Origin of the sequence: Arenibacter sp. F20364 (genome assembly GCF_023015905.1) — a bacterium.
GTDB lineage: Bacteria > Bacteroidota > Bacteroidia > Flavobacteriales > Flavobacteriaceae > Arenibacter.
In genome coordinates this window covers 174,508-197,521 of record NZ_JALKBD010000001.1, presented here as the reverse complement: position 1 = coordinate 197,521, position 23,014 = coordinate 174,508, and the positions used below count along the sequence as shown (strand labels likewise).

The window sequence follows — 23,014 nt, the reverse complement described above, 5'->3', positions numbered from 1 at the left end:
GTTATTTTTTAGTGAACGATATTCCACCGTATTTGCTGGTTATAGACATTAGATTGCCATTGCTCTGACTTCCATGATAGCCTTTATAGTATATTTGGTTCGATTTTTCCTTGCTTATATTTATTTCGAAATCGTCTTTGCCCTTTACTCCTGCATATTCCGTGTCAATTTCAAAATTGAAGTGATATTCTTGTGAATAACCTATTTTTATGCCGGTATAATCGCTGTTTATTTGAAGGTTTTTGGCGTCGGATGCCATTTTATCAATCTTCACGGATCCGTAGCTCGATTTTATATCCACGTTACCGTGTATTGTCCCTAAACGTACATTTATATAATCTCCATTGCCTTGAATATTTTTGGCTTCCCCTATTTCCAAATTTCCATAATCGCAAACATAGGAGAGGTCTTCTATGGCCTGTATCGTGGCATTGGTATAGTCGGCATTAATATCCAGATTTCCTGCTTTTTCAATGGTAAAACCAGAATAATCCGCGTTGATTTTGCCACTGTTTATATAACCGATGGTAGATTTGGAAGTATAATCAAAGGTTAATTGGTTGCTTCTGCCGTGCAATTCACCAATTTCCAATCGGCCATAGTCGCAATTAATTTTGGCGTGGCCGTCTATTCTGTCCAAAATAATACTACCGTAATCGTTGCTAAGATTAACATTGTTCTTTATGGGGACTCTAACTGTATAGTTCACCTGCATATTTACATTATTGGTATTGCCCCAGCTCCATCCCCAGCTATTTTTCTCCTTGTTAAAGACCGTGGTGGCGGAAACCATTTTATTGCTGGCCTCAAAATCAACCATAATTCCATCTAGCTTGCGCTGTACTTTGTCTTCATTGTCGCCCGTGGTCTTGATGTGGACCTCTATGGTTACCCTATCTTCGTTCCAAGAACTTATATTTAAATTACCATAGCTATTATCAATTTTCAATATGGCATCCATATTAACCCTATACTCTTTTTTAATGGTCTTTTCCTTGGTATACTTCCCTCGGGGCATTTCATTGCTTGAAAAGGATATTGCAGGAATAAGCCATAATAAGGCGAGTATGTATTTAAGCCGTAATATTTTCATTTTTGTAGTTTTTAAAATTTTTAATTTCTTCAATTTGTTCCAGTACTTCATTTAATAGATCTATTCTTGTCTGAAAATTGGTAATCATGGCACTAAGTATCATTTTGCTATTTCCTCCATCCAATAGGTCTTGCACCATCTTTTTGTAATCGCTGTCCAAAGTCCTGAGTTGGGTCATGGTATCATCGATCAATTTTTGTGTCTCGGGCGTACTTTTGCCCTGCATTTTTTTCACCTGTTCCTCTATTACACTGGCAAAGTAAAATTCTGTGTTGGAGATTTCAGGAGAAATTTCCGAAACCTGCTGCTGCACGCTTGGGGATCCGCTAAAGAAATTGAATCCAATTGAGCACAGTAAAAGCAATGCGGCGGCTATGGATATTGGTTTCCATCCCCAACGTATCTTTTTGGTTTTATTTGCCACTGTCGACGATGCTTCCAGTTTTTCCAAGAACCTTTGCCTATGCCCATCTACCGGCTCCTCTATATCAAAGCAGCCCTTTAATTCCCCGAACAGTTTTTCTATGTCATCATTTACCATGGTGTACCGTATTTAATTTTTGTCTTAGGCTTTCCTTGGCCCTTGAAATCATTGTTCTGCAATTGGCATAACTCAAATTCATTATTTCGCCTATTTCTTCGTAGTCATATCCCTCTATTAAATGTAAGGTCAAAGAAATTCTGTAATTGTCTTTTAACAGTTTCATGGTTTCAATCACTTTTTGAGCCTTCAGTTCAATCATACCATTATCTGGGACATATCCATCATTGTCTTCGACCTTGTACATTACATTGTTAAGATCCACTTCCTGACGTTTTAATCGTTTTCTGTATTGATGAATACTATTGTTGACCACAATTCGCTTTAGCCAGGCCCCAAAGGAAACTTCTCCCTTAAACTGGTCGAGTTTGGTCAGTGCACTTAAAAGCGATTCCTGCATTACATCCTCGGCACTGGCACTGTCTTTTACAATCCTGTAGGAAACATTGTACATTCCCTTGTAATAGCGATTGTAAATTTCTAGTTGCGCGTTCCGGTTGCCGTTCAGGCACAACGGTATCAACTCATCAATATGTCTCTTTTCTAGGCTCAAAAAGGAATTGGTTTGCTTAATAGATGGAGTAATTTAGGGATTGTTACAGTTTATTTATAAAAAGATTTTCCTTGTTGGCATAAGAATTGCCCAAATAGTATTAAAAGGAAATGTTAGAATCCACAACCTCCTGATTTTTATAGGGAAAGGAAGTGTACAAAGGATTAAATATAAATTATTTTTCTGTTTTTAATGACAGAATGACCGAAATTAGAATATGGCTAAAACAAAAAATATACAATTTGACAACATGTCATTACATGGGATTGATGAGGATGCGGAATTAATACCCTTGATGACCCCTGAGGATGAGGAGGAAATTAACAATGAAAAGTTGCCTGAAACCTTGCCTATATTGCCGTTGCGGAATACCGTTTTGTTTCCAGGAGTTGTTATTCCAATAACAGCCGGAAGGGATAAATCCATTAAATTGATAAAGGATGCCAATAACGGATCAAAGGTTATTGGTGTGGTAGCTCAAAAGGATGAGGAAACAGAAAATCCAGGGGTAAAGGACATCAATACCTTGGGAACTGTGGCAAGAATCTTAAGGGTGCTACAAATGCCCGATGGAAACACTACTGTAATCATTCAGGGTAAAAAGCGATTTGAAGTGGCCGAAGTGCTTACTGAAAAGCCTTATATTACTGCTACTGTAAGGGAAACGACCGATGTTAGGCCTTCGCGTGAAGACAAGGAATTTAGGGCAATTATAGATACCATAAAAGAATTGTCGTTGCAGATTATTAGGGATAATCCCAATATCCCCAGTGAGGCTTCTTTTGCCATTAAGAATATACAAAGCGATTCTTTTTTGATCAATTTCGTTTCCTCTAATCTTAACCTAAGTGTAAAGGATAAGCAGGATTTGTTGGAGATTGCCAGTTTGCAGGATCGCGCGTTGGCCACACTGAAATATATGAACATAGAGCTGCAGAAGTTGGAGCTGAAAAATGATATTCAGTCCAAGGTGCGAAGTGATATGGATCAACAACAGCGTGAGTACTATCTTCATCAGCAAATGAAAACTATCCAAGAGGAATTGGGTGGGCTTTCTTATGAGGAAGAAGTGGATGAGATGCGAACTAAGGCCAAAAAGAAGAAGTGGGGCAAAGCCGTTGCAGAGCATTTTGAAAAGGAATTGGCAAAAATGCAGCGTATGAATCCCCAGGTTGCTGAGTATTCCATTCAACGGAACTATTTGGATCTGTTTTTGGACCTGCCCTGGGACGAATTTTCCAAGGATAAGTTCGATTTAAAAAGGGCCCAAAAAATATTGGACAGGGATCACTATGGACTGGAAGATGTAAAAAGAAGGATTATAGAATATCTGGCCGTACTAAAATTACGAAATGATATGAAATCCCCTATCCTTTGCTTATTTGGACCTCCAGGAGTTGGTAAGACTTCTTTGGGTAAATCCGTGGCCGAGGCTTTGGGAAGGGAGTATGTGCGAATTTCACTGGGAGGTCTTAGGGACGAAGCTGAAATTCGTGGTCACCGTAAAACATATATCGGGGCCATGCCCGGTAGAATTATCCAAAGTCTTAAAAAGGCAGGTAAATCGAACCCCGTATTTATATTGGATGAAATAGATAAATTGTCCAACAGTCATCAAGGTGATCCTTCCTCAGCTATGTTGGAAGTATTGGATCCGGAACAGAACAATGAATTCCATGATAACTTTTTGGAAATGGGCTATGACCTATCCAAGGTTATGTTCATTGCCACCGCCAATAGTTTGGCGGAAATACAGCCTGCCCTAAGGGATAGGATGGAAATTATACACGTAACGGGGTATACCATTGAGGAAAAGGTGGAAATTGCAAAAAGACATTTGTTGCCAAAACAATTAAAGGAACATGGTCTAAGCGTGAAGGATTTAAAGATAGGCAAGCCTCAATTGGAGAAAATTGTGGAAGGATATACCAGGGAGTCCGGGGTTAGGTCTTTGGAGAAACAAATAGCCAAAATGGTGCGCCATGCTGCAAAATCCATTGCTATGGATGAGGAGTATAACCAAAAAGTTTCCTTTGAAGATGTAGAAAAGGTTTTGGGACCTGCGCGTATGGAAAGGGACAAATACGAGAATAATGAAGTTGCTGGGGTAGTTACGGGATTGGCCTGGACAAGCGTTGGTGGTGATATTCTTTTTATCGAGTCCATTTTGTCAAGAGGAAAAGGGAATCTGACTATTACAGGTAACCTTGGTACCGTTATGAAAGAGTCTGCTACGATAGCTATGGAGTATATTAAATCCAATTCGGATCGGTACGGTATAGATCCTGAGGTATTTGATAAGTACAATGTGCATATCCACGTTCCGGAAGGGGCTACGCCAAAAGATGGGCCCAGTGCAGGGATTACAATGCTAACTTCTTTAGTGTCCTTGTTTACCCAGAAAAAGATAAAAAAGAGTTTGGCCATGACAGGTGAGATTACCCTTAGGGGGAAAGTGCTGCCCGTGGGAGGAATAAAGGAGAAGATACTGGCAGCAAAGCGTGCAAAAATTAAAGAAATTATTCTTTGTGAGGATAACAGGAAGGATATTTTGGAGATCAAGGAGGACTATTTAAAGGGGCTGACCTTTCATTATGTGACAGATATGCAGGAGGTAATAGATTTAGCTGTTACCAATGAGTCCGTAAAGAATCCAAAGGAACTTTAAAAGGGTTTTTAAATGTATATGACAAAAGTACCTACTGGGAGATTAGTAGGTATTTTTGTTTTTGTACCCAAGATATCGGCTAGTGAAATATAATTGAATAGGGGTTGTGCTGTTTCGGATGGGTCCATGTTTAGGGGCTTTCACTTTATATCATGTTAACATTTAGGCTTGTCAATACTCTAGAATTGAGCAATTCTTACTATTTTTAGACCCATGGGAAAGATTACTATTGCAATTGATGGATATTCATCTACAGGAAAAAGTACTATAGCCAAACAGTTGGCAAAGGCATTGGACTATGTTTACGTAGATACCGGAGCCATGTACAGGGCGGTAACACTGTTTGCTATGCGCGAAGGTTTTATTGGCGGGGAAACCGACGATTTGGATGGATTGGTAAATGCCCTTCCCGGAGTAGCTCTAAAATTCGTCTATAACAAATCCCTTGGGTTTTCAGAAATGTATTTGAATGGAGAGAATGTAGAGAATGAGATCCGGACCTTGCCGGTTTCCCAACAAGTGAGCAAGATTGCTACCATTGAGAAAGTTAGGTTGAAATTGGTAGGGATGCAGCAGGAAATGGGCAAGAAGAAAGGTGTTGTCATGGATGGTAGGGATATTGGTACTGTGGTCTTTCCCAATGCCGAATTTAAAATTTTTATGACGGCTAGTCCTGAGACTAGGGCGTTTAGAAGATATAAGGAGCTTTTGGATAAAGGAGAGAAGGTTTCGTATGACGAAGTGTTGAAGAATGTGCAAACTCGGGACTATATCGATTCCCACCGCGAATTTTCACCCTTGCGTAAAGCTGACGATGCTATAGAATTTGATAATAGTGATATGGGTTTAAAGGAGCAATTGGAACGCATTCATAATTTTGCCCTCCGTAAAATTGAAGGGAAATAGATATTTCTTCTTATAAAACTTGGAAATATCGATTCGCGCGCAGTCGGGAAGGAGGCAAGTATCCTTGCCAACAGCATCCCGACTCTACACGAATTTACTTGGCACTGCTCCTAGTTAGGGATGACCAAGACTTGATCTGGATGAATAACATCCGGGTTTTTTAAGATATTGGTGTTTGCTTCAAAAATTTTCTTGTATTTCATTGGATCGCCGTAGTATTTTTTGGCGATCTTGCTAAGGGACTCTCCGCTTTTTACGGTGTGCCTGTGGTAAACGCTTTCATCGGCAACAGTAATATTTGCTTTAATATCAGAAGGGTTTTCACCTCCCAATTCTTTTATTTTATCCCACAATAGGTTTTTTTCGTATTGGGTAGCCGCCTGCCCTTTAATTTTTAGAATACCTGCTTCCTCGCTTACGTCCCCATCTTTTATTTTTAATTGCTCACCAAGGTTTAATACAGCCTGATATTTTGCTTTGACACTCATAATAATAGTATTTATTTAACGGTTAATATTTGTAGTTCTAAGATAGGGATTCTTGGCATAGTTTTTAACGATTTATGCAAATTAGTCAAGGAAATTCCATTCATCTCATTTTTAGGTTTGTAAAACCATTTTTTAGTTGTATTTTTGCACTCCTTTTTTAGCAAAGCATCGAGAGGAAAAAGGAACGAAAAGAAAATCAATATAACATCTTCCGTGGTAATTGTTAGCTCTTGTTACTCCATGGAATACAAATTATAATCAGCAAATGGCTGAAGAAAAAACAACAGCTGAGGTAGAAGAAACTACAGCAGCTACACAAGAAACTAAAGTAGAAACCCCAGCTCAGGATCCAAAAGAGTTTTTGGAGAATTTTGATTGGGACAAGTACGAGCAAGGAATAGAGCGCGTGGATGATTCCAAGTTAAAGGAATTTGAAAATTTGGTCGCTGAAAACTTTGTAGATACTGCAGACGAAGAAGTAGTACAGGGAACTGTAGTGTACCTTACGGAACGTGAGGCCATTATTGATATTAATGCCAAATCTGAAGGTGTTATTTCACTGAACGAATTCCGATACAATCCCGACTTAAAAGTAGGTGACAAGGTAGAGGTGTTGATCGATATCCGTGAGGATAAAAGTGGACAGTTGGTGCTTTCACACAGAAAGGCAAGAACTATCATGGCTTGGGATCGCGTAAATGCGGCCCATGACAAGGAAGAGATTGTTAGTGGTTTTGTAAAATGCAGAACCAAAGGTGGTATGATTGTCGATGTTTTTGGAATTGAGGCATTCTTGCCAGGTTCTCAAATTGATGTTAAGCCAATCCGTGATTACGACCAATATGTAAACAAAACTATGGAATTCAAAGTGGTTAAGATAAACCATGAATTCAAAAACGTGGTAGTTTCGCACAAGGCGTTGATCGAGGCTGATATCGAAGAACAGAAAAAAGAGATCATCGGTCAGTTGGAAAAAGGACAAGTACTTGAAGGTGTTGTTAAAAACATTACTTCTTATGGTGTCTTTATTGATCTTGGTGGAGTAGATGGATTGGTACACATTACCGACCTTTCCTGGAGCAGGATCAACCATCCAAATGAAGTGGTTGAATTGGATCAGAAATTAAATGTTGTTATCCTTGACTTCGATGAGAACAAATCTAGGATCCAGTTAGGTCTTAAGCAATTGGAGAAACATCCTTGGGATGCTCTTAGCGAAGATATTAAAATTGGAGACAAAGTTAAAGGCAAGGTAGTTGTTATTGCAGACTACGGTGCATTTATCGAAGTTGCAGAAGGTGTTGAAGGATTGATCCACGTTTCTGAAATGTCTTGGTCTACACATTTACGTTCCGCTCAGGATTTCGTAAAAGTTGGGGACGAGGTAGAAGCTGTAGTATTGACCTTGGATAGGGAAGACCGTAAAATGTCTCTTGGAATTAAGCAATTAACTCCAGATCCATGGACTGATATCACTAGCAAATATCCTGTTGGATCCAAGCATAAAGGTATAGTTCGTAATTTCACCAATTTTGGTGTGTTTGTTGAATTGGAAGAAGGAATAGACGGATTGATCTACATCTCCGATCTTTCTTGGACCAAGAAGATTAAGCATCCATCCGAGTTTGTAACCGTAGGTGATACTTTGGAAGTTGAAGTGTTGGAATTAGATGTTGAAGGTCGTAAACTAAGTTTAGGACATAAGCAGACTACTGAAAATCCTTGGGATAAGTACGAAACTGAATTTGCATTGGATACAGTTCACAAAGGAGCTATCGCTGAAATAGTGGATAAAGGAGCAACAATAGATTTTAACGAGGATATCGTTGCCTTCGTACCATCACGTCACTTGGAAAAAGAAGATGGCAAGAAGTTGGTAAAAGGTGAAGAGGCCGAGTTCAAGATCATTGAATTCAATAAAGAATTCAAAAGGGTTGTAGCTAGTCACACTGCTATCTTTAGAGAAGAGGAACAACGTAATGTAAAAGCTGCCGTTAAAAAAGCTGCAGCATCTGCAGATGAAGCTAAACCTACTTTAGGTGACGCAAACGAAGCTTTGCAAGCGTTGAAAGATAAAATGGAAGCTAACGACAAGAAAAAGAAGTAAGCGTTTAGGTTATTTATAAAAAGGAGCCCTGGCATTTGTCAGGGCTTTTTTATTGGGTCGAATTGGAAATTCGACCTTAACAATGCGGCGATTTATTAATTTAACAATGTGTTAATGTATCAATTTAGCAATTTATCAATGTATTAATTTAGCAATGTATCAATGTATTAATTTGGAAATGAAGCAATGTAATAATGTAGCAATTTGGTAATGTGCTAATTTGTAAATTTATCAATGTAACAATACTTAATGCGCGCCCATACACACCCCTAGCCCCTCTCAAGAGGGGAATATGCTTTGAACCTTGAGCCTGGAACTTTGAACCGGACCCCCTGCCAACTGCCACTGCCTGCTTCTGTAAAAGTTCTCGACTGCGCCCGCCTTACGTCCGGGCAGGCCTGTATACCGATAGGCAGGCTCGACCGGACAATTGAGTTTTTTTGAACCTTGAACCTTGAACCTTGAGCCTGGAACTTTGAACCGGACCCCCTGTCAACTGCAACTGCCTACTGAAGACTCTTCAATCTCAATACTATGTACACTATACCAAATACCAAGCTGAACCTTGAGATAGATAGCCAAGTGAAAATAGGCTAATTGAATGAATTGATTATTGGTCGGCCAACCGTATCTCGGTAATCTCGAAAAGATCGGCGCATATATCCTCAGTGTCAAACGATTCATATAGGTAGCCGCTAAACACCACCCTAACACCGTCTACCTGAAATTCCTCCAATAGGTTACATGGATAAAACTGCCCTAAGGGACCACTTTGATTTTCTGAATCGGGGTCAAGGAGGAAAGAACCATCACCGCATTGTTGACCAAGCATGGTACCTGTAGCCTCTTTTATTAAGTGTATTATTCTTCTATTTCTACTTTCTTCCTGATAACATCCAGGTATAGGTCCATCATCATTGGAACAGGAAACTGTCAGAAAAAACAAAATTAGTATAATTGCTTTCACTGGAATTGAATTTGTTTGAATGTAAGAAATTATTTGGACTTATTAAATTGATACTCAGAGGCTGGAATGATAACAACAGTGGGTTTTGTCAATGAAGCAATGTAATAATGTAGCAATTTGGCAATGTGCTAATTTGTAAATATATCAATGTAGCAATACTCAATGTGCGCCCATACACACCCCTGGCCCCTCTCAAGAGGGGAATATGCTTTGAACCTTGAGCCAGGAACTTTGAACCGGACCCCTTGCCAACTGCCACTGCCTGCTTCTGTAAAAGTTCTCGACTGCGCTCGCCTTATGGCCTGGCAGGCCTGTATACCGATAGGCAGGCTCGACCGGTCAATGCTATATAGGCATGGACAATGGACAAACCTTGAACCTTGAACCAGACCCCCTGCCAACTGCCACTTCCTACTGCCGACTCTTCAATCTCAATACCCAATACTATGCACTGAATACTAAGTCAAACTTTAAACCCCGATACAATCCATAATATTAAATAGAAATCCCTACTTTTGTAGTTCAAAAGCATTGGCCAAATCATCTATGAGTCAAAAAGTATTACTTTCTTCCAAAGAAATAAATATTATCCTGCATCGCCTGGCTTGCCAATTATTAGAAAACCATCTCGATTTTAAAAATACTGTTCTAATAGGCATACAGCCTAGAGGGATATTTTTGGCATCGCGCCTTGCCAAGATCCTAAAGGAGGATTATGGGGTAAAAAAAATAGATTTGGGATTCCTGGATATTACATTTTATCGTGATGATTTTAGAAGAGGCGATAAGACCTTGGAAGCCAACAAGACCAAAATCGATTTTCTTGTAGAGGATAAGAAAGTTGTTTTTATAGATGATGTACTTTATACTGGAAGAAGTATAAGGGCGGCTTTAACGGCTATACAATCTTTTGGAAGGCCTTTGGAAATTGAGTTGTTGACTTTGATCGACCGGCGTTTCAGCAGGCATTTGCCTATACAGCCCAATTATAGGGGGAGACAAGTAGATGCTATAAATGGGGAAAAGGTTAAGGTAATGTGGGAGGAAAATGATGGGGAGGACGTAATATATTTAGTAAAGACATAGGTATGGGCGAATTAAGTGTAAAACACTTGTTGGGAATCAAATATCTGAAAGAATCGGATATTCAGCTCATTTTTGAAACTGCGGATCATTTTAAGGAAGTGATCAATCGATCTATCAAAAAAGTTCCCTCCCTGCGTGATATTACCATAGCCAATATATTTTTCGAAAACAGTACCCGAACACGACTTTCCTTTGAATTGGCAGAAAAGAGGTTGTCCGCAGACGTTGTTAATTTTTCGGCAGCTCAATCTTCTGTTAAAAAAGGGGAAACCTTGATTGATACGGTAAATAATATACTATCCATGAAAGTGGATATGGTGGTAATGCGCCATCCAAATCCAGGGGCGGGAATATTCCTGTCCAAGCATGTAAAGGCGGCCATAGTCAATGCAGGTGATGGTGCCCATGAGCATCCTACCCAAGCGCTGTTGGATTCCTATTCCATCAGGGAAAAATTAGGGGATGTAGCTGGGAAAAATGTGGTCATCGTAGGAGATATTCTTCATTCAAGGGTGGCACTTTCCAATATATTTGCCTTGCAATTACAAGGTGCCAATGTTAAGGTTTGCGGACCCAAAACCTTACTGCCCAAGCATATAGAATCCTTGGGTGTTTCGGTGGAAACCAATCTGCGCAAGGCTCTAAATTGGTGCGATGTAGCCAATATGCTTCGTATTCAGAATGAACGACTGGATATTAGTTATTTCCCTACAACAAGGGAGTATACCCAACAGTTTGGGGTAAATAAGGCGTTGTTGAATAGTTTGGACAAGGAAATTGTAATTATGCACCCGGGACCCATAAACCGCGGGGTAGAAATAACCAGTGATGTAGCGGATTCAAAACAGTCCATCATACTGAACCAGGTAGAAAATGGGGTAGCCATACGTATGGCGGTGATTTATTTGTTGGCTTCAAAAATTAAATAAAAAGCTTATGATTTTGGATAAAGAAGGGAATGTAACCACGGTTCTCCAAGAGAATATCTCCTTAAATAAGTTTCTTTCAAATTTTAGGGATGTGTACCCTAAAATTAAGAACGATCATATTATTGTAAATCTTTTTTCCTTTTCAAAACTTACCTCCAATGATGTTTTGGAATTTTTGGAGTTCTCCGATGCACATCGAAAAACCAAAAAATCTTTTGTGTTGGTCACTGAAAAAGTATCCTATGATGAGGTTCCGGATAATATCTGTGTCGTGCCGACCCTTCAGGAGGCAAAGGATATTATAGAAATGGAGGATATCGAGAGGGATTTGGAGCTATAATAATTTATAATTTATAAGTGATAGTGGGAGTAAGATTGTAATGATAGTGCCTGTCTAAGACATTTGGTTTTGGCGGATAATTAGGTGCAGTCTATATAACAATCAGAGTTTGACTTTCCATTTTCTACTTTCAATATTTCATTTTTATGAAGTTAACCATATTGGGTTGTTATGCTGCAACACCAAGATCATTGAACAATCCTACATCACAAGTACTTGAGATTAAGAATCATTTGTTTTTAATAGATTGTGGCGAAGGTACACAGGTGCAATTGCGAAAAAGCAAGATTAAGTTTTCTAGGATTAATCATATTTTAATATCGCATCTTCATGGAGATCATTTTTTTGGTTTACCGGGATTAATATCAACTTTTAGATTATTGGGCAGGACAAGTGAATTGCATATTTATGGCCCAAAAGGAATAAAAGAGGCGATTACCCTATTTCTTAAATTGGGAGATTCATGGACCAATTATCCTCTTATTTTCCACGAATTAACTTCCTTGGAACCCGAAATGATTTATGAGAACGACAAGGTATCCATAACCACAATTCCATTGGAACACAGGGTGTATACCAATGGGTTTTTATTTAAAGAGAAGTTGGGGGAGCGAAAATTAAATATCGCCGCTGTTGGCAAATACGAAATAGACAAATGTTACTTTCAGAATATTAAGCTCGGAATGGATATTACTTTGGACAACGGTAAGGTAATACCCAATGCCTTATTGACCTTTGATCCGCCTGCTCCCAAGAGTTATGCCTTTTGTAGTGATACTGCCTTTTCAAAGAAAATTATTCCTTGGATCCAAGAGGTGAATGTACTGTATCATGAGGCCACATTCCTGGAGTCGGAAAAAAGATTGGCACCAAAAACAAAACATGCCACTGCCAAAGAGGCCGCTACTATTGCAAGGGAGGCTAATGTTGGGAAGTTGATATTAGGGCATTTTTCAACGAGGTACCAATCATTGGATCTTTTTAAGGAAGAGGCCAAAAGCATATTTCCAAATGTTGAGCTTGCGGACGACGGGAAGGAGTTTGATCTTTAAATTAAACTCAACCAACAATTGGTCTGCTGACCTTCTTGCCAAATGTTTTTCCATTCCAATTATTGGGGGATCAAGGGTTCAAAATAATTTGGCTTACTTTTCGTGATTCAGTTTGTTTTGTGCAATTTTGTGTATTAACTTTTCACGATATAAATTTTCAAGAGTTCACATGCAAAAAGACCTAGGGAATTATAGAAAATCCTATGAAAAAAGCTCACTTACAGAAGAGGTTATTTCGCTTAACCCTATGGAATTATTTCAAAAATGGTTTCATGAGGTAGAGGCTTCCGATGGGGTAGATGAACCCAATGCTATGACCGTTTCCACTATGGGTCTGGACGGGTTTCCAAAGAACAGGGTAGTATTATTGAAAAAATACACCTTTGAAGGTTTTATTTTTTATACCAATTACGAAAGTGAAAAGGGGAGGGCCATAGCTCAAAATCCCAATGTTTGCATTTCTTTTTTTTGGCCCAATATGGAAAGGCAGATTATTATAAAGGGAAGGGCGGAGAAAATAGCTGAAAATTTATCTGACGGCTATTTTGAATCTCGACCGGACGGTAGCAAACTGGGTGCAATAGTATCTAAGCAAAGCGAGGTGGTTCCAAATAGGGAATATTTGGAAAAGAAATTAAAAGATTTGGAGAAGGAATATGAAAATAGGGAGATAGAACGACCCAAATATTGGGGTGGATTTATAGTAAAGCCTGTGTCCATAGAATTCTGGCAAGGGAGACCCAATAGATTGCATGATAGGATACGTTATAGTTTGCAAGCCGATTACGATTGGAAAATTGAAAGGTTGGCGCCTTAACATCTGGCCAATACACTGTATTGGAATAGTAGTGGGAATTTATGAACAAATAAACGCAAATGTATGAAAACGGTAATATTGGTCAGGCATGGAAAATCTTCTTGGGAATATAGTGTTTCGGACAAGGATAGGCCACTATTGGAAAGGGGCATAAAAGATGTCCATAAAGTGGCCGGTAAATTTCTATCCAATTTAATCCATATCGACGCTGCTTATTCAAGTCTGGCGAATAGGGCCCTTCACACCGCAATGATATTTTTAAGAACAATTAATTTTCCAATTGCCAATTTTGCACTGTCCAATGAACTTTATGATTTTTCGGGTGAGGATGTATATCGGTTTATTAAAGGATTGAAGAATGACAAGGATACGGTTATTATTTTTGGGCACAACGAGGCTTTTACGCATATTGCCAATTCCCTAGGAAACATGTATATTGACAATGTTCCCACTAGCGGGCTGGTACAAATAAAATTTGACACTAACGATTGGAGTGCCGTGGCTAAAGGAACTACGGTACAGACACTTTTTCCAAAACAATTAAAAGAATGATCAAGAATAAAAATCAATATATAAATAGAGAAATTAGTTGGTTAAGTTTTAATGAGAGAGTTTTACAGGAAAGTGCGGATAAGAATGTTCCTTTAATAGAGCGCCTCCGATTTTTGGGGATATTTTCCAATAATTTGGATGAATTTTTTAAGGTAAGGTATGCAACCGTTAAAAGGATATTTGAAGCGGGGAGATCGGGAAAAAGTGTTTTGGGCGGAGAAACGGCAAAGGATCTGCTAGAAGAAATTACCGATATCGTAATTAAGCAGCAGACCAAAAGTCTAAAAATACTTAGCGATATAGAAAAGGAATTGGAAAACCAGAATATTTTTTTGATAAACGAAACGGAAATTACCGACCACCAAAGTTCTTTTATCAAAAATTATTTCATCGAAAAGGTAAGTCCGGTTTTGATGACCATAATTTTAAACGATTTGGTCGGCTTCCCCATGTTGAAGGATACGGCGGCCTATCTTGCGGTAAAATTGACTTTAAAGAACCAACCGGGTAGCAAATATAAACTAAGGGAAAAGCGATACGCACTTATAGAGATTCCCAAAGGCATAGACCGTTTTGTGGTGCTGCCCAAGGAAGGTGATAAAAATTATATCATCATTCTGGACGATCTTATCAGATATTGCCTGGGTAGTATTTTTAATATGTTCGATTATGATTCCATATCGGCACATATGATCAAAATTACCCGTGATGCCGAATTGGATATGGATAACGACCTTAGTAAAAGCTTCATTGAGAAAATATCGTCCAGCGTAGAGCACAGAAAAATAAGTGATCCCGTTCGTTTTGTTTACGATAAGAGAATAGGAAAGGACACTCTAAATTTTTTGAAGGGAAAAATGGATATCGAGGATACGGATAGCGTAATCCCAGGAGGAAGATATCACAACAGACGAGACTATATGGGCTTTCCTAGTTTGGGTAGAAATGATCTAATGTATGCTAAGATCAACCCGCTACCAGTGCAGGGAATTTCTATGGAAGGAAGCCTTTTTGAACATATCTCGAAAAAGGATTTCTTGCAGTATACCCCATACCATACCTTTTCCTATATCATTAAATTCCTAAGGGAGGCGGCCCTTGATCCCAAGGTTAGGAATATTAAGATTACTGTCTACAGATTAGCAGATAACTCGCAGGTAGCGGCATCCTTGATCAACGCGGTAAAAAATGGAAAACACGTTACAGTACAGATAGAATTACAGGCCAGGTTTGATGAACAGGCCAATATTGAATACGCCGAACAGTTACAGTCAGAGGGGGTAAAGCTTATTTTTGGTGTTCGTGGGCTAAAAGTGCATAGTAAAATATGTCTTATAGAGCGGGAGGAAGGCTCTCAGATTAAACGCTATGGATTTGTCAGTACCGGAAACTTCAATGAATCTACGGCCCGTATCTATACCGATTATACTTTGTTTACGGCACATGATGGAATATTGAAGGAATTGAATAAAGTGTTCGACTTCTTTGAGACTACTTATAAGATCAATAAATATAAACATCTCATTGTTTCTCCTCATTACACAAAAAATGTGTTCAAGAAGTTGATCGATAAAGAAATTCAAAACGCAAAGGCGGGCAAAGAGGCGTATATTAAGATAAAAATGAACAGTTTTACCTCATATAAAATGGTGGACAAGCTGTATGAAGCTAGTAGGGCAGGTGTAAAAATTCAACTTATAATCAGGGGTATTTGCTGCTTGGTTCCCGGGGTTAAGGGAATGAGTGAAAACATAGAGGCCATTAGTATTGTAGATAAATTTTTGGAGCATCCAAGAGTCTTCATTTTTGGAAATGACGGCAACTCAAAAGTATATATGTCCTCTGCCGATTGGATGACAAGAAATTTGGATTATAGGGTAGAAGTCGGGGTGCCTATTTATGATGAGGATGTTAAGCAGGAACTTCTGGATACTTTTGATATTTCTTGGAGGGACAATGTAAAAGCAAGGGTGTTTTCTGAAAAGCATGATAATGCCTATAGAAAGAACAATAAACCTAAGGTGCGATCACAGTTTGAGACCTATGATTATTATCTAAACAAATTGAATTCCTAAAATAAATATCCAATTTGAAAGTACGGAAATATGCCGCAATAGATATCGGTTCCAACGCCATACGTTTGCTTACCCATAACGTAATTGAAGAAGAAGGGAAGGATACCCTCTTTAGAAAAAGTGCCTTGGTTAGATTGCCTATCAGATTGGGGGAGGACGTATTTAAAAATGGGATCATCTCCAAGCGCAATGAGGAGCGTTTGTTGAATGCTATGAAGGCATTTCAGCTCTTAATGGATGTACATGGTGTTGAAAAGTATATGGCCTGTGCTACTTCGGCTATGAGGGAAGCGGATAATGGTCAAATGGTCATTGATAATATTTTGGAGGCTTCCGGTGTAAAGATTCAATTGATAGACGGGGAAAGGGAGGCTTCAATTATAGCCTCTACAGATCTGAAAAATTTGATAAGGAAAGACGAGACTTATCTCTACATTGACGTAGGAGGAGGGAGTACCGAATTCACTTTGTTTTCCGAAGGGAAAATAAAATTGTCGGAATCCTTTAAGATTGGAACCGTAAGGCTCTTAAATGGATTGGTCGATGATGCCATGTGGAATGAATTGAAGCTATGGCTAAAGAAAAATGTTATGGGTTTGCCCAATTTATCGATCATTGGCTCTGGTGGAAACATTAATAAATTACATAAAATGTCCGGCAGGAAGGAAGGGGAGTCCTTATCCTACATTTGGTTAAGAGCGCAATATAATTTTCTGGCCAGTCTAACTTTTGAGGAAAGGGTTTCCGAATTGGGATTAAATCCAGATAGGGCGGATGTAATTATTCCTGCAACGCAAATTTTTGTTTCTTCTGCTAAGTGGATCGGGGCCAAAAAAATTCATGTCCCCAAAATAGGGTTGTCGGACGGGATTATAAAAACCCTATACTACACCCAAGAGTAAGGAGTTCTAGTGTAAAATAGGGCTTCTCAAGGTCTTATGTGCCAGAAGGCTACTTAGCCATGGACCGTTTCGGTATTGCCCAGATCCTTCATGATAGATGCTTCATAGGACAGTAATTCGTCCCATTTCTTGTCCACCTCCTTTCGGTCTCCATACTTTCGGGCAAAGTTGAGAAACATGGTATAGTGCCCAGCCTCACTGATCATTAGTTTATGGTAAAAATCTGCCAACTCTTTGTCCTGTAATTGCTCGGATAACAATCTAAAGCGTTCACAGCTACGAGCTTCTATTAACGCGGCATATAACAAACGGTGTACCAATTGGGTAGTTCTGCTGCCTCCTTTTGGGAAGAATTTTAATAAGGCCACAACATAGTCGTCCTTTCTGTCTCTTCCCAGTGTTTTTCCACGGGCCAATATACGGTCGTGTACCATTTTAAAATGTCCCATTTCCTCCCTGGAAAGCGCTATCATTTCTTGGGTAAGTTCTGTATATTCAGGAAAGCTCACAATCAAGGAAATAGCTGTACTTGCCGCCTTTTGTTCACAATAGGCATGGTCCGTTAATATTTCATCGATATTTTTTTCTACAATGTTGACCCATCGTGGGTCTGTGGGCAATTTTAAACCTAACATAATGCAATTTTCTATTTCAAAAATAGAAAGAATACCATAAACCTCGGTATTTTATGCTGATATAGTTTTATATTTAAGCCTTCTTTGTAAGTATTTCGCAATAATTTGAATTGCTAATTGACTTACTTCATGTTTTATTAAAATTTATAGTTTAACAAGGGATAAATATATTGTAATATGTTATTTGAGAACATCGGTGTCCAGCTTCTGAAGATTTTAGAGGATAATGTGGATAATGAAAACATGCAATGGCTACTGTCAAAAATTGAAGGCATTGTGGAAACAGAGTCGACCAAGGATTTATATCTGACCTATAGTTTGGTGCCCTCTAAAATTAAATCTGACAAGGACTTTTCACTTCCATTGGATGATAAGGAATTTAAGGCGTACCTGGAAGTGCAACACGCCAACCTACAGCAGATGGGTAGAATTTATTTGCTATACAAGGTATTGGAGGCCAAGGAAGATTTTTTTAAGGCCAAAGTGGCCAATATTATTGAAGTGGCGGATAAGAGTGAGCTTGAAACCTTCCTTAAATTTTTGGTATTGTTGCCCCATCCCGAAAACTATAAAGTTCAGGCCGTTGAAGCCTTGAGGACCAACATCTCAACAGTTTTTGATGCTATAGCGCTAAACAATCCTTATCCTGCATTGTATTTTAATGAACAGCAATGGAACCAAATGTACCTTAAGGCTGCGTTTATGCAACAAAATCTAAACGACATTGTTCAGGTAGAAAAAAGGGGTAATAAGGAATTGGCGAGAATTATTTCGGATTATGCCCACGAACGTTGGGCGGCATCAAGGGAAATAGATCCCTGTTTTTGGAGGCCAGTGAGTAATTTTATGAACGAAGAAATTTTAAAGGACATGAAACGTCTTTTTTCCAGTGACAATATTGCTGAGGGAAAAGCTGCTGCGCTATGTTGTTACCATTCCAATTCAAATGAAGCGAAGGAGCTGTTGAATGGTTTTCCCGAGCTTGTAAAAGGAATTGAAAATGGAAGTATTACATGGAGGAACATTAAGGAATAGTTCTTTATTTTATTAATATAAGAGGGGCTCAATGTTATCATTGAGCCCCTCTTTTTATTATTGAAACTCAATTTTGAGAAGTCAGTAAGACGCACTGAAAATTGAAAGTTGAACTAATCCCGCCTTTTTCGGCGGGATCTAGGTTCAGTACCTCGACCCTTGGGTCGATTCCTATTATTGGGTTCAGGGCTTGCCCTGAGGTTTAATACCTTTTATTGAGTCTTACTTCTTCAATGAATTTATCCATCCGGCAATTTTAAGAGCTTCATCTTTGGGTACATGGGGCATGGGCGCCATAGGTGTTGCGTATTCTGGCCAGTTTTTGGGTTGTGGATTATAAATTAATTCCACGATTTTTTCATTGCTGTAACTGCGTTTGGAAATTTCGGTAAAGGAAGGCCCAATGACCCTTTTGTTCTTATGGTGGCATGCTACACAAGTATTGGTCATTAGAAGAGGCTGTACTTCAACGTCCGACAAAACCTTGTCCATGGCTATTGGTTTTTTGGGTGTCTTTTTCTTAATGCTAACAGCCTTTTTTAATAAACTACTTCGCTTGGTCGATAGTTCTGATACGGGAATTGTAGTGCCCTCCGGTATATTGTTAAGGGTATAGTACAAGGTAGGATGTAAAATGGTGTTCCCGGATTCTTTGGCCTTTACCCCTGGTAACATAATTTCGTGAACATGGTATTGTCTAAGATTATCTACGACTACCCGAACCTTCATACCGTCGTCACTTACTTTTACACCTTTGATTTTGATTTCCTCAATATTGGTCTGCGGGCTGCCATAGGCTGCATGATATTTGTAAATGTAGCTTTTGCCAAAATAAGAATCCAGATCCTCGGCCGAAGCTTTCTCCACGGGCATTGTAAATTCAATCTCAAATCCATCCGGCATTGCACTTACGGTTTTCATTTCAAATGGGGTGCGCCCTGTCCATGTTAAATATTCCAGACCGGAATTAGTGGTCCCTGCAGAACCCCAACCCCTATTGGTCTCTCCGACAAAAAGCCTTCCTTCATTATCGAAATCCATACGCATTACTCCGGACTGAAAGCCCGTTCTAAAGTCGAAGGCTACCCCCTGGTATTCTCCTTTGACTTTCTCAAGTACTACTCTCATGATCTTGCTTTGCCCCATGTCGCCAACAAGCAATTGACCTCCAAACGGACCAAATTTACCTTGGGTTTTATCAACTTTGATTTCTGAATTGGATATGCCCAAAATACCATGCGGTAAGATTACCGCAGGTAATTGTAATTCGGGAATAGATTTTTTTATTTCATAAACAAAAGCTGGATTTTCTTCATCCCTAATATTTTCTGGTTTTACGTACCTGCCATTTACCTTGACCTGTCTTTTGTCTAACTTGCTATAAAACTCTTCTTCCGTAAGTTTGATTGGGGAATCCTTGTGGCCTGTCCATCTGAGGCCTGCTGGATGGCCGGTAAATGCACCTTTTGGTAGATGCCAAATGGCGCCGGAACCTACCCAGTCTCCTTGGTTGTCCGTGTAAAATAATTCATCGTTTACCAGTCCATAGCCTGCGGGAGATCGCATCCCCGTGGCCCAAGGTTCCATTTCGCCATCCTCTGTAATTTTCATAGTCCATGCCCTCCATGGTTCCCTGCTTTCCCCTCTCCACCATTCTTCATTGCCGAAGGCGACATTAGCGGTCACGAAAAAAGTATTGTCCGGTGCCAGTACGGGACCAAAGGAATATTCGTGATAATGCGTGGAAACAGGCCATGCATAAATGGTCTTATATTCATCGGCAATGTTGTCCCCATTGGTATCTATTAATTTGGTTAATTCACCTCTTTGTGCCGTATATAGGGCCTGATCGTGATACGCCAGTCCCAAGGGTTCGTGTAAACCTGAAGCGAATTTTTTAAAAGTGGGCGATACCCCATTGGCCATGGATGGATTTTCAATGATCCAAACATCTCCACGTCTCGTGCACACGGCAAGATTGCCATTGGGAAGGGATAGTACTCCCCCTCCTTCCAATTGGATTCCTTCAGGGGTTGGTATCGTAGTTAATCTGTAAAAATCCTCCTCATCTGCCGGATTTTGGGCAAATACCAATGTTGTTGTTAAAAACAAGGTAGCCAGGCTTAAAATCTTTACGGTTTGTATTTTAATTTGTATAATGGTTCTCATATTTTTTACCAGATTATTTCATATTTAATTGTACTGCCATCCACGGGAATAATTATTTCCGATTCATCATTTACCTCTCTAATGATTGGCTCTTGACCAGAAAGTACGTTTACATAGAATTGGTGGTCATTAACATCGAACGACCCGTCGGCCAATTTCTTGGCCTTCCCGGAAGCGATTTTGTAATACCAATTAGATTCCCCAGTTTTGGAAAAATTCACTTCATTGATCAAATGTGTATTGTTGTCATTTGGATAAACCTTGTTCTCCACTTCAACTCCTTTGTAGGTGTATTTAAAGATAGGTAGTCCATTAGCTGGATTCAGGGTATACCCTCCCGATTTAAATTCTGGTGAGCTGCCCGTTTTGGGAAAAGGACTTTGTAAGTCGCTCAGGGCGGCCAAGGGTTGATTTAGAAAAGTCCATTGTACGGATCCGTTGGGTTTAAAGGAACCATCACCTCGATTATGCCACATAGGGGTGGCATCTACAAAAGTTCCTCGCCACATCCCAACAAGATTTTCAGAGCCCATGTCATAAACAAAATTAATTCCTTCAGGAGTCCCAACTCCAATGGTATGGGAAAGACGTTTTTCCTTGCCTTTAAATGCAACAAAACCTCTTAGCATACGAGGTTTGGCTTCGGCATTGACCAAAATTGGGGAAACAGAACTGATGTTCGGGGGATAGGAGTCGTAAGCATGGAATGCTTTTGGATTGGTATGTGCGGTCCCAATTGAAAGGCCCAATCTAGGTGCTCTCCAACCGGCACTTTTAATATTGGTCAATGTAAATTCATGGTCTCCCGCAGTTAGGGAAACGAATTTTTCTAAATTCTCTTGGGATTCGGATGAATTATTGGTAGCAATGTTTTTTCCGTCAATAGTAAAATGGATACCTCCTGTATATCCTATGGAAAAGACGTAATCGTCCGCTTTGGGAACATTAATTTCTCCTTTATATACAATACCATAATGATCTTCTTCATTTATGACCGTGATGTCTATAAGTTTCGCTGATTTCTCTCGGGTACCATTTGCGGTTTCCAATTCTTCTAGGCCTTTAAAATTACCCTTATAAGTAATATAAGATAAATTGGAAAGGGTAACATTGGATTCTCCCAAAAGTTGATACTTTATATTTCTAAAAGCCATTGGGCCATGATCTCCTTGTATCATCAGGGGACCCATAGCGGTTTCTTCTGCGGAAATTGGCCCCCCGGTAGGTAAGGGCACTTCCACATTACTATGAATTAAAACGTCGTTCAATTCTACGGAAACGAATTTTGCATTGGCAATCTTTTCCCCCTTATCATTGAATTTGGGTGCTTCAAAATGAATTTTAATCTTTTGCCATAAACCAGGGGCTTTGGCCGGATTGCTCAAAGGGGTAATTCCCAGAAAAACCTTTGAAGGTTCTTGTTCCCAGTTTCTATGGATTCCTCCAAAATCACTGGAAGTAGGATTTTGAACTCCCCAGCTATCTTTTATCTGTAGCTCATATCGACCTTGCAAATAGATACCCGAATTTGATCCATTGGGAATTAAGATCTCCATTTCCAATTTTATATCCCCATGTTCCCATTGGGATAAAAGATGGTCTTTTTGGGTAAAGGAATAATCGTTGTACAATACACCTGTTCCCGGTTCAACGTGTATGGGATGTATTGTTTCTTTGGACTTTTTTTGTTTTCTTTTTTCCTTTTTGGATAAATTAATTGGCTCTGGGTCCTGGTGGGTGTGTACGGTAATGTTCCTATCGGCCACTACATCTCCGACTATCTTCCAGTTACTGGAGGGATCCTTGAAATCGTTGAGGTTTTCCAGCGATAATTGTTCTTGCGAGAACATGCTGAATCCTGAAAAAAGAAGGAGGATTGATAATTTGATTTTCATTTGATTGTGCTTGTTTAAAAAAAAATAAGCCTTAAAGGTATCATTAATCAGAGTCTAAAGTCAAGGTGGGTTGAAATTTAACATTTAAATCGGGTTAGTATTTTTCTCTTGCTTCCAAGGAAGGGCATTATTGGAAATGCTAGGACTAGTATAGAATATTGACTCCTAGGTAATTGGGATTAAAAAAGAGGAAAATCCAAGACA

Annotated in this window: 20 protein-coding genes; 12 read left to right on the top strand and 8 right to left on the bottom strand. The window is 39.3% G+C overall.

Annotation, left to right across the window (positions count from 1 at the left end; genetic code table 11):
* Position 1: 1 nt before the first annotated feature.
* Genes MWU84_RS00820 through MWU84_RS00810 form a run of 3 tightly spaced genes read right to left on the bottom strand, consistent with a single transcriptional unit; the run spans position 2 to position 2,187 of the window.
* A complete protein-coding gene (locus MWU84_RS00820; RefSeq protein WP_246896858.1) occupies positions 2-1,093 on the bottom strand; it encodes a hypothetical protein in 1,092 nt (363 codons plus the stop codon).
* Positions 1,074-1,634 carry a hypothetical protein gene (locus MWU84_RS00815; RefSeq protein WP_246896856.1) on the bottom strand — a complete coding sequence of 187 codons (561 nt, stop codon included), beginning with the start codon at positions 1,632-1,634 and terminating at the stop codon, positions 1,074-1,076. Before MWU84_RS00815 ends, MWU84_RS00820 begins: the two co-directional genes overlap by 20 nt.
* A complete protein-coding gene (locus tag MWU84_RS00810; protein WP_246896854.1) occupies positions 1,624-2,187 on the bottom strand; it encodes an RNA polymerase sigma factor in 564 nt (187 codons plus the stop codon). Before MWU84_RS00810 ends, MWU84_RS00815 begins: the two co-directional genes overlap by 11 nt.
* A 217-nt stretch (positions 2,188-2,404) precedes the next feature.
* Here MWU84_RS00810 and lon point away from each other — a divergent pair, with 217 nt between their 5' ends.
* Together lon and cmk are read left to right on the top strand one after the other, a co-directional pair.
* Positions 2,405-4,855, top strand: a complete 2,451-nt coding sequence (gene lon / locus MWU84_RS00805) for an endopeptidase La (RefSeq protein WP_246896852.1) — start codon at positions 2,405-2,407, stop codon at positions 4,853-4,855.
* Positions 4,856-5,068: 213 nt separating this feature from the next.
* Positions 5,069-5,761 carry a (d)CMP kinase gene (gene cmk, locus MWU84_RS00800; RefSeq protein ID WP_246896844.1) on the top strand — a complete coding sequence of 231 codons (693 nt, stop codon included), beginning with the start codon at positions 5,069-5,071 and terminating at the stop codon, positions 5,759-5,761.
* 110 nt (positions 5,762-5,871) lie between these two features.
* Here the strand turns inward: cmk and MWU84_RS00795 are convergent, their stop codons facing one another.
* Positions 5,872-6,249, bottom strand: a complete 378-nt coding sequence (locus MWU84_RS00795) for a LysM peptidoglycan-binding domain-containing protein (RefSeq protein WP_110357789.1) — start codon at positions 6,247-6,249, stop codon at positions 5,872-5,874.
* A 265-nt stretch (positions 6,250-6,514) separates the two neighbouring features.
* Here MWU84_RS00795 and rpsA point away from each other — a divergent pair, with 265 nt between their 5' ends.
* A complete protein-coding gene (gene rpsA / locus MWU84_RS00790; protein ID WP_246896829.1) occupies positions 6,515-8,356 on the top strand; it encodes a 30S ribosomal protein S1 in 1,842 nt (613 codons plus the stop codon).
* Between the two features lie 610 nt (positions 8,357-8,966).
* Here the strand turns inward: rpsA and MWU84_RS00785 are convergent.
* Positions 8,967-9,323 carry a hypothetical protein gene (locus tag MWU84_RS00785; protein WP_246896827.1) on the bottom strand — a complete coding sequence of 119 codons (357 nt, stop codon included), beginning with the start codon at positions 9,321-9,323 and terminating at the stop codon, positions 8,967-8,969.
* A 546-nt stretch (positions 9,324-9,869) separates the two neighbouring features.
* Here MWU84_RS00785 and pyrR point away from each other — a divergent pair.
* The 8 genes from pyrR to MWU84_RS00745 all read left to right on the top strand — a co-directional run bounded on the left by pyrR (position 9,870) and on the right by MWU84_RS00745 (position 17,076).
* Entirely contained in the window at positions 9,870-10,409 is a 540-nt protein-coding gene (gene pyrR, locus MWU84_RS00780) for a bifunctional pyr operon transcriptional regulator/uracil phosphoribosyltransferase PyrR (protein ID WP_246896825.1), read from the top strand.
* Between the two features lie 2 nt (positions 10,410-10,411).
* Positions 10,412-11,338: an aspartate carbamoyltransferase catalytic subunit gene (locus MWU84_RS00775; RefSeq protein ID WP_246896823.1), complete on the top strand. Its 927-nt coding sequence runs from the start codon at positions 10,412-10,414 to the stop codon at positions 11,336-11,338.
* A 7-nt stretch (positions 11,339-11,345) separates the two neighbouring features.
* Positions 11,346-11,678, top strand: a complete 333-nt coding sequence (locus MWU84_RS00770; protein WP_246896821.1) for a ribonuclease Z — start codon at positions 11,346-11,348, stop codon at positions 11,676-11,678.
* A gap of 146 nt (positions 11,679-11,824) precedes the next feature.
* Positions 11,825-12,730, top strand: a complete 906-nt coding sequence (locus tag MWU84_RS00765) for a ribonuclease Z (protein WP_246896818.1) — start codon at positions 11,825-11,827, stop codon at positions 12,728-12,730.
* A gap of 169 nt (positions 12,731-12,899) precedes the next feature.
* The gene (pdxH, locus tag MWU84_RS00760) at positions 12,900-13,547 is read left to right on the top strand and encodes a pyridoxamine 5'-phosphate oxidase (protein ID WP_246896816.1); all 648 of its coding nucleotides are present in this window, start codon (positions 12,900-12,902) and stop codon (positions 13,545-13,547) included.
* Positions 13,548-13,610: 63 nt separating this feature from the next.
* Complete coding sequence (locus MWU84_RS00755; RefSeq protein WP_246896807.1) at positions 13,611-14,099, top strand: histidine phosphatase family protein; 489 nt, start codon at positions 13,611-13,613, stop codon at positions 14,097-14,099.
* Positions 14,096-16,174 carry a polyphosphate kinase 1 gene (gene ppk1 / locus MWU84_RS00750; RefSeq protein WP_246896775.1) on the top strand — a complete coding sequence of 693 codons (2,079 nt, stop codon included), beginning with the start codon at positions 14,096-14,098 and terminating at the stop codon, positions 16,172-16,174. Before MWU84_RS00755 ends, ppk1 begins: the two co-directional genes overlap by 4 nt.
* 14 nt (positions 16,175-16,188) lie before the next feature.
* Positions 16,189-17,076 (top strand): exopolyphosphatase, encoded by an 888-nt coding sequence (locus MWU84_RS00745; RefSeq protein ID WP_246896766.1) that lies wholly within the window; start codon positions 16,189-16,191, stop codon positions 17,074-17,076.
* 53 nt (positions 17,077-17,129) lie between these two features.
* On the opposite strand, the gene MWU84_RS00740 is transcribed toward MWU84_RS00745, so the two are convergent.
* On the bottom strand, positions 17,130-17,711 hold the full coding sequence (locus MWU84_RS00740; protein ID WP_246896764.1) for a tRNA-(ms[2]io[6]A)-hydroxylase: 582 nt from the start codon (positions 17,709-17,711) through the stop codon (positions 17,130-17,132).
* 177 nt (positions 17,712-17,888) lie between these two features.
* On the opposite strand from MWU84_RS00740, the gene MWU84_RS00735 reads away from it, so the two are divergent.
* Positions 17,889-18,746, top strand: a complete 858-nt coding sequence (locus MWU84_RS00735; protein ID WP_246896762.1) for an EboA domain-containing protein — start codon at positions 17,889-17,891, stop codon at positions 18,744-18,746.
* A 222-nt stretch (positions 18,747-18,968) separates the two neighbouring features.
* Here MWU84_RS00735 and MWU84_RS00730 read toward each other — a convergent pair whose 3' ends face one another.
* Both MWU84_RS00730 and MWU84_RS00725 read right to left on the bottom strand, forming a co-directional pair.
* Positions 18,969-20,915: an auracyanin family protein gene (locus tag MWU84_RS00730; RefSeq protein WP_246896742.1), complete on the bottom strand. Its 1,947-nt coding sequence runs from the start codon at positions 20,913-20,915 to the stop codon at positions 18,969-18,971.
* A 5-nt stretch (positions 20,916-20,920) separates the two neighbouring features.
* Positions 20,921-22,810, bottom strand: a complete 1,890-nt coding sequence (locus MWU84_RS00725) for a DUF1080 domain-containing protein (protein ID WP_246896740.1) — start codon at positions 22,808-22,810, stop codon at positions 20,921-20,923.
* Positions 22,811-23,014: the final 204 nt, after the last annotated feature.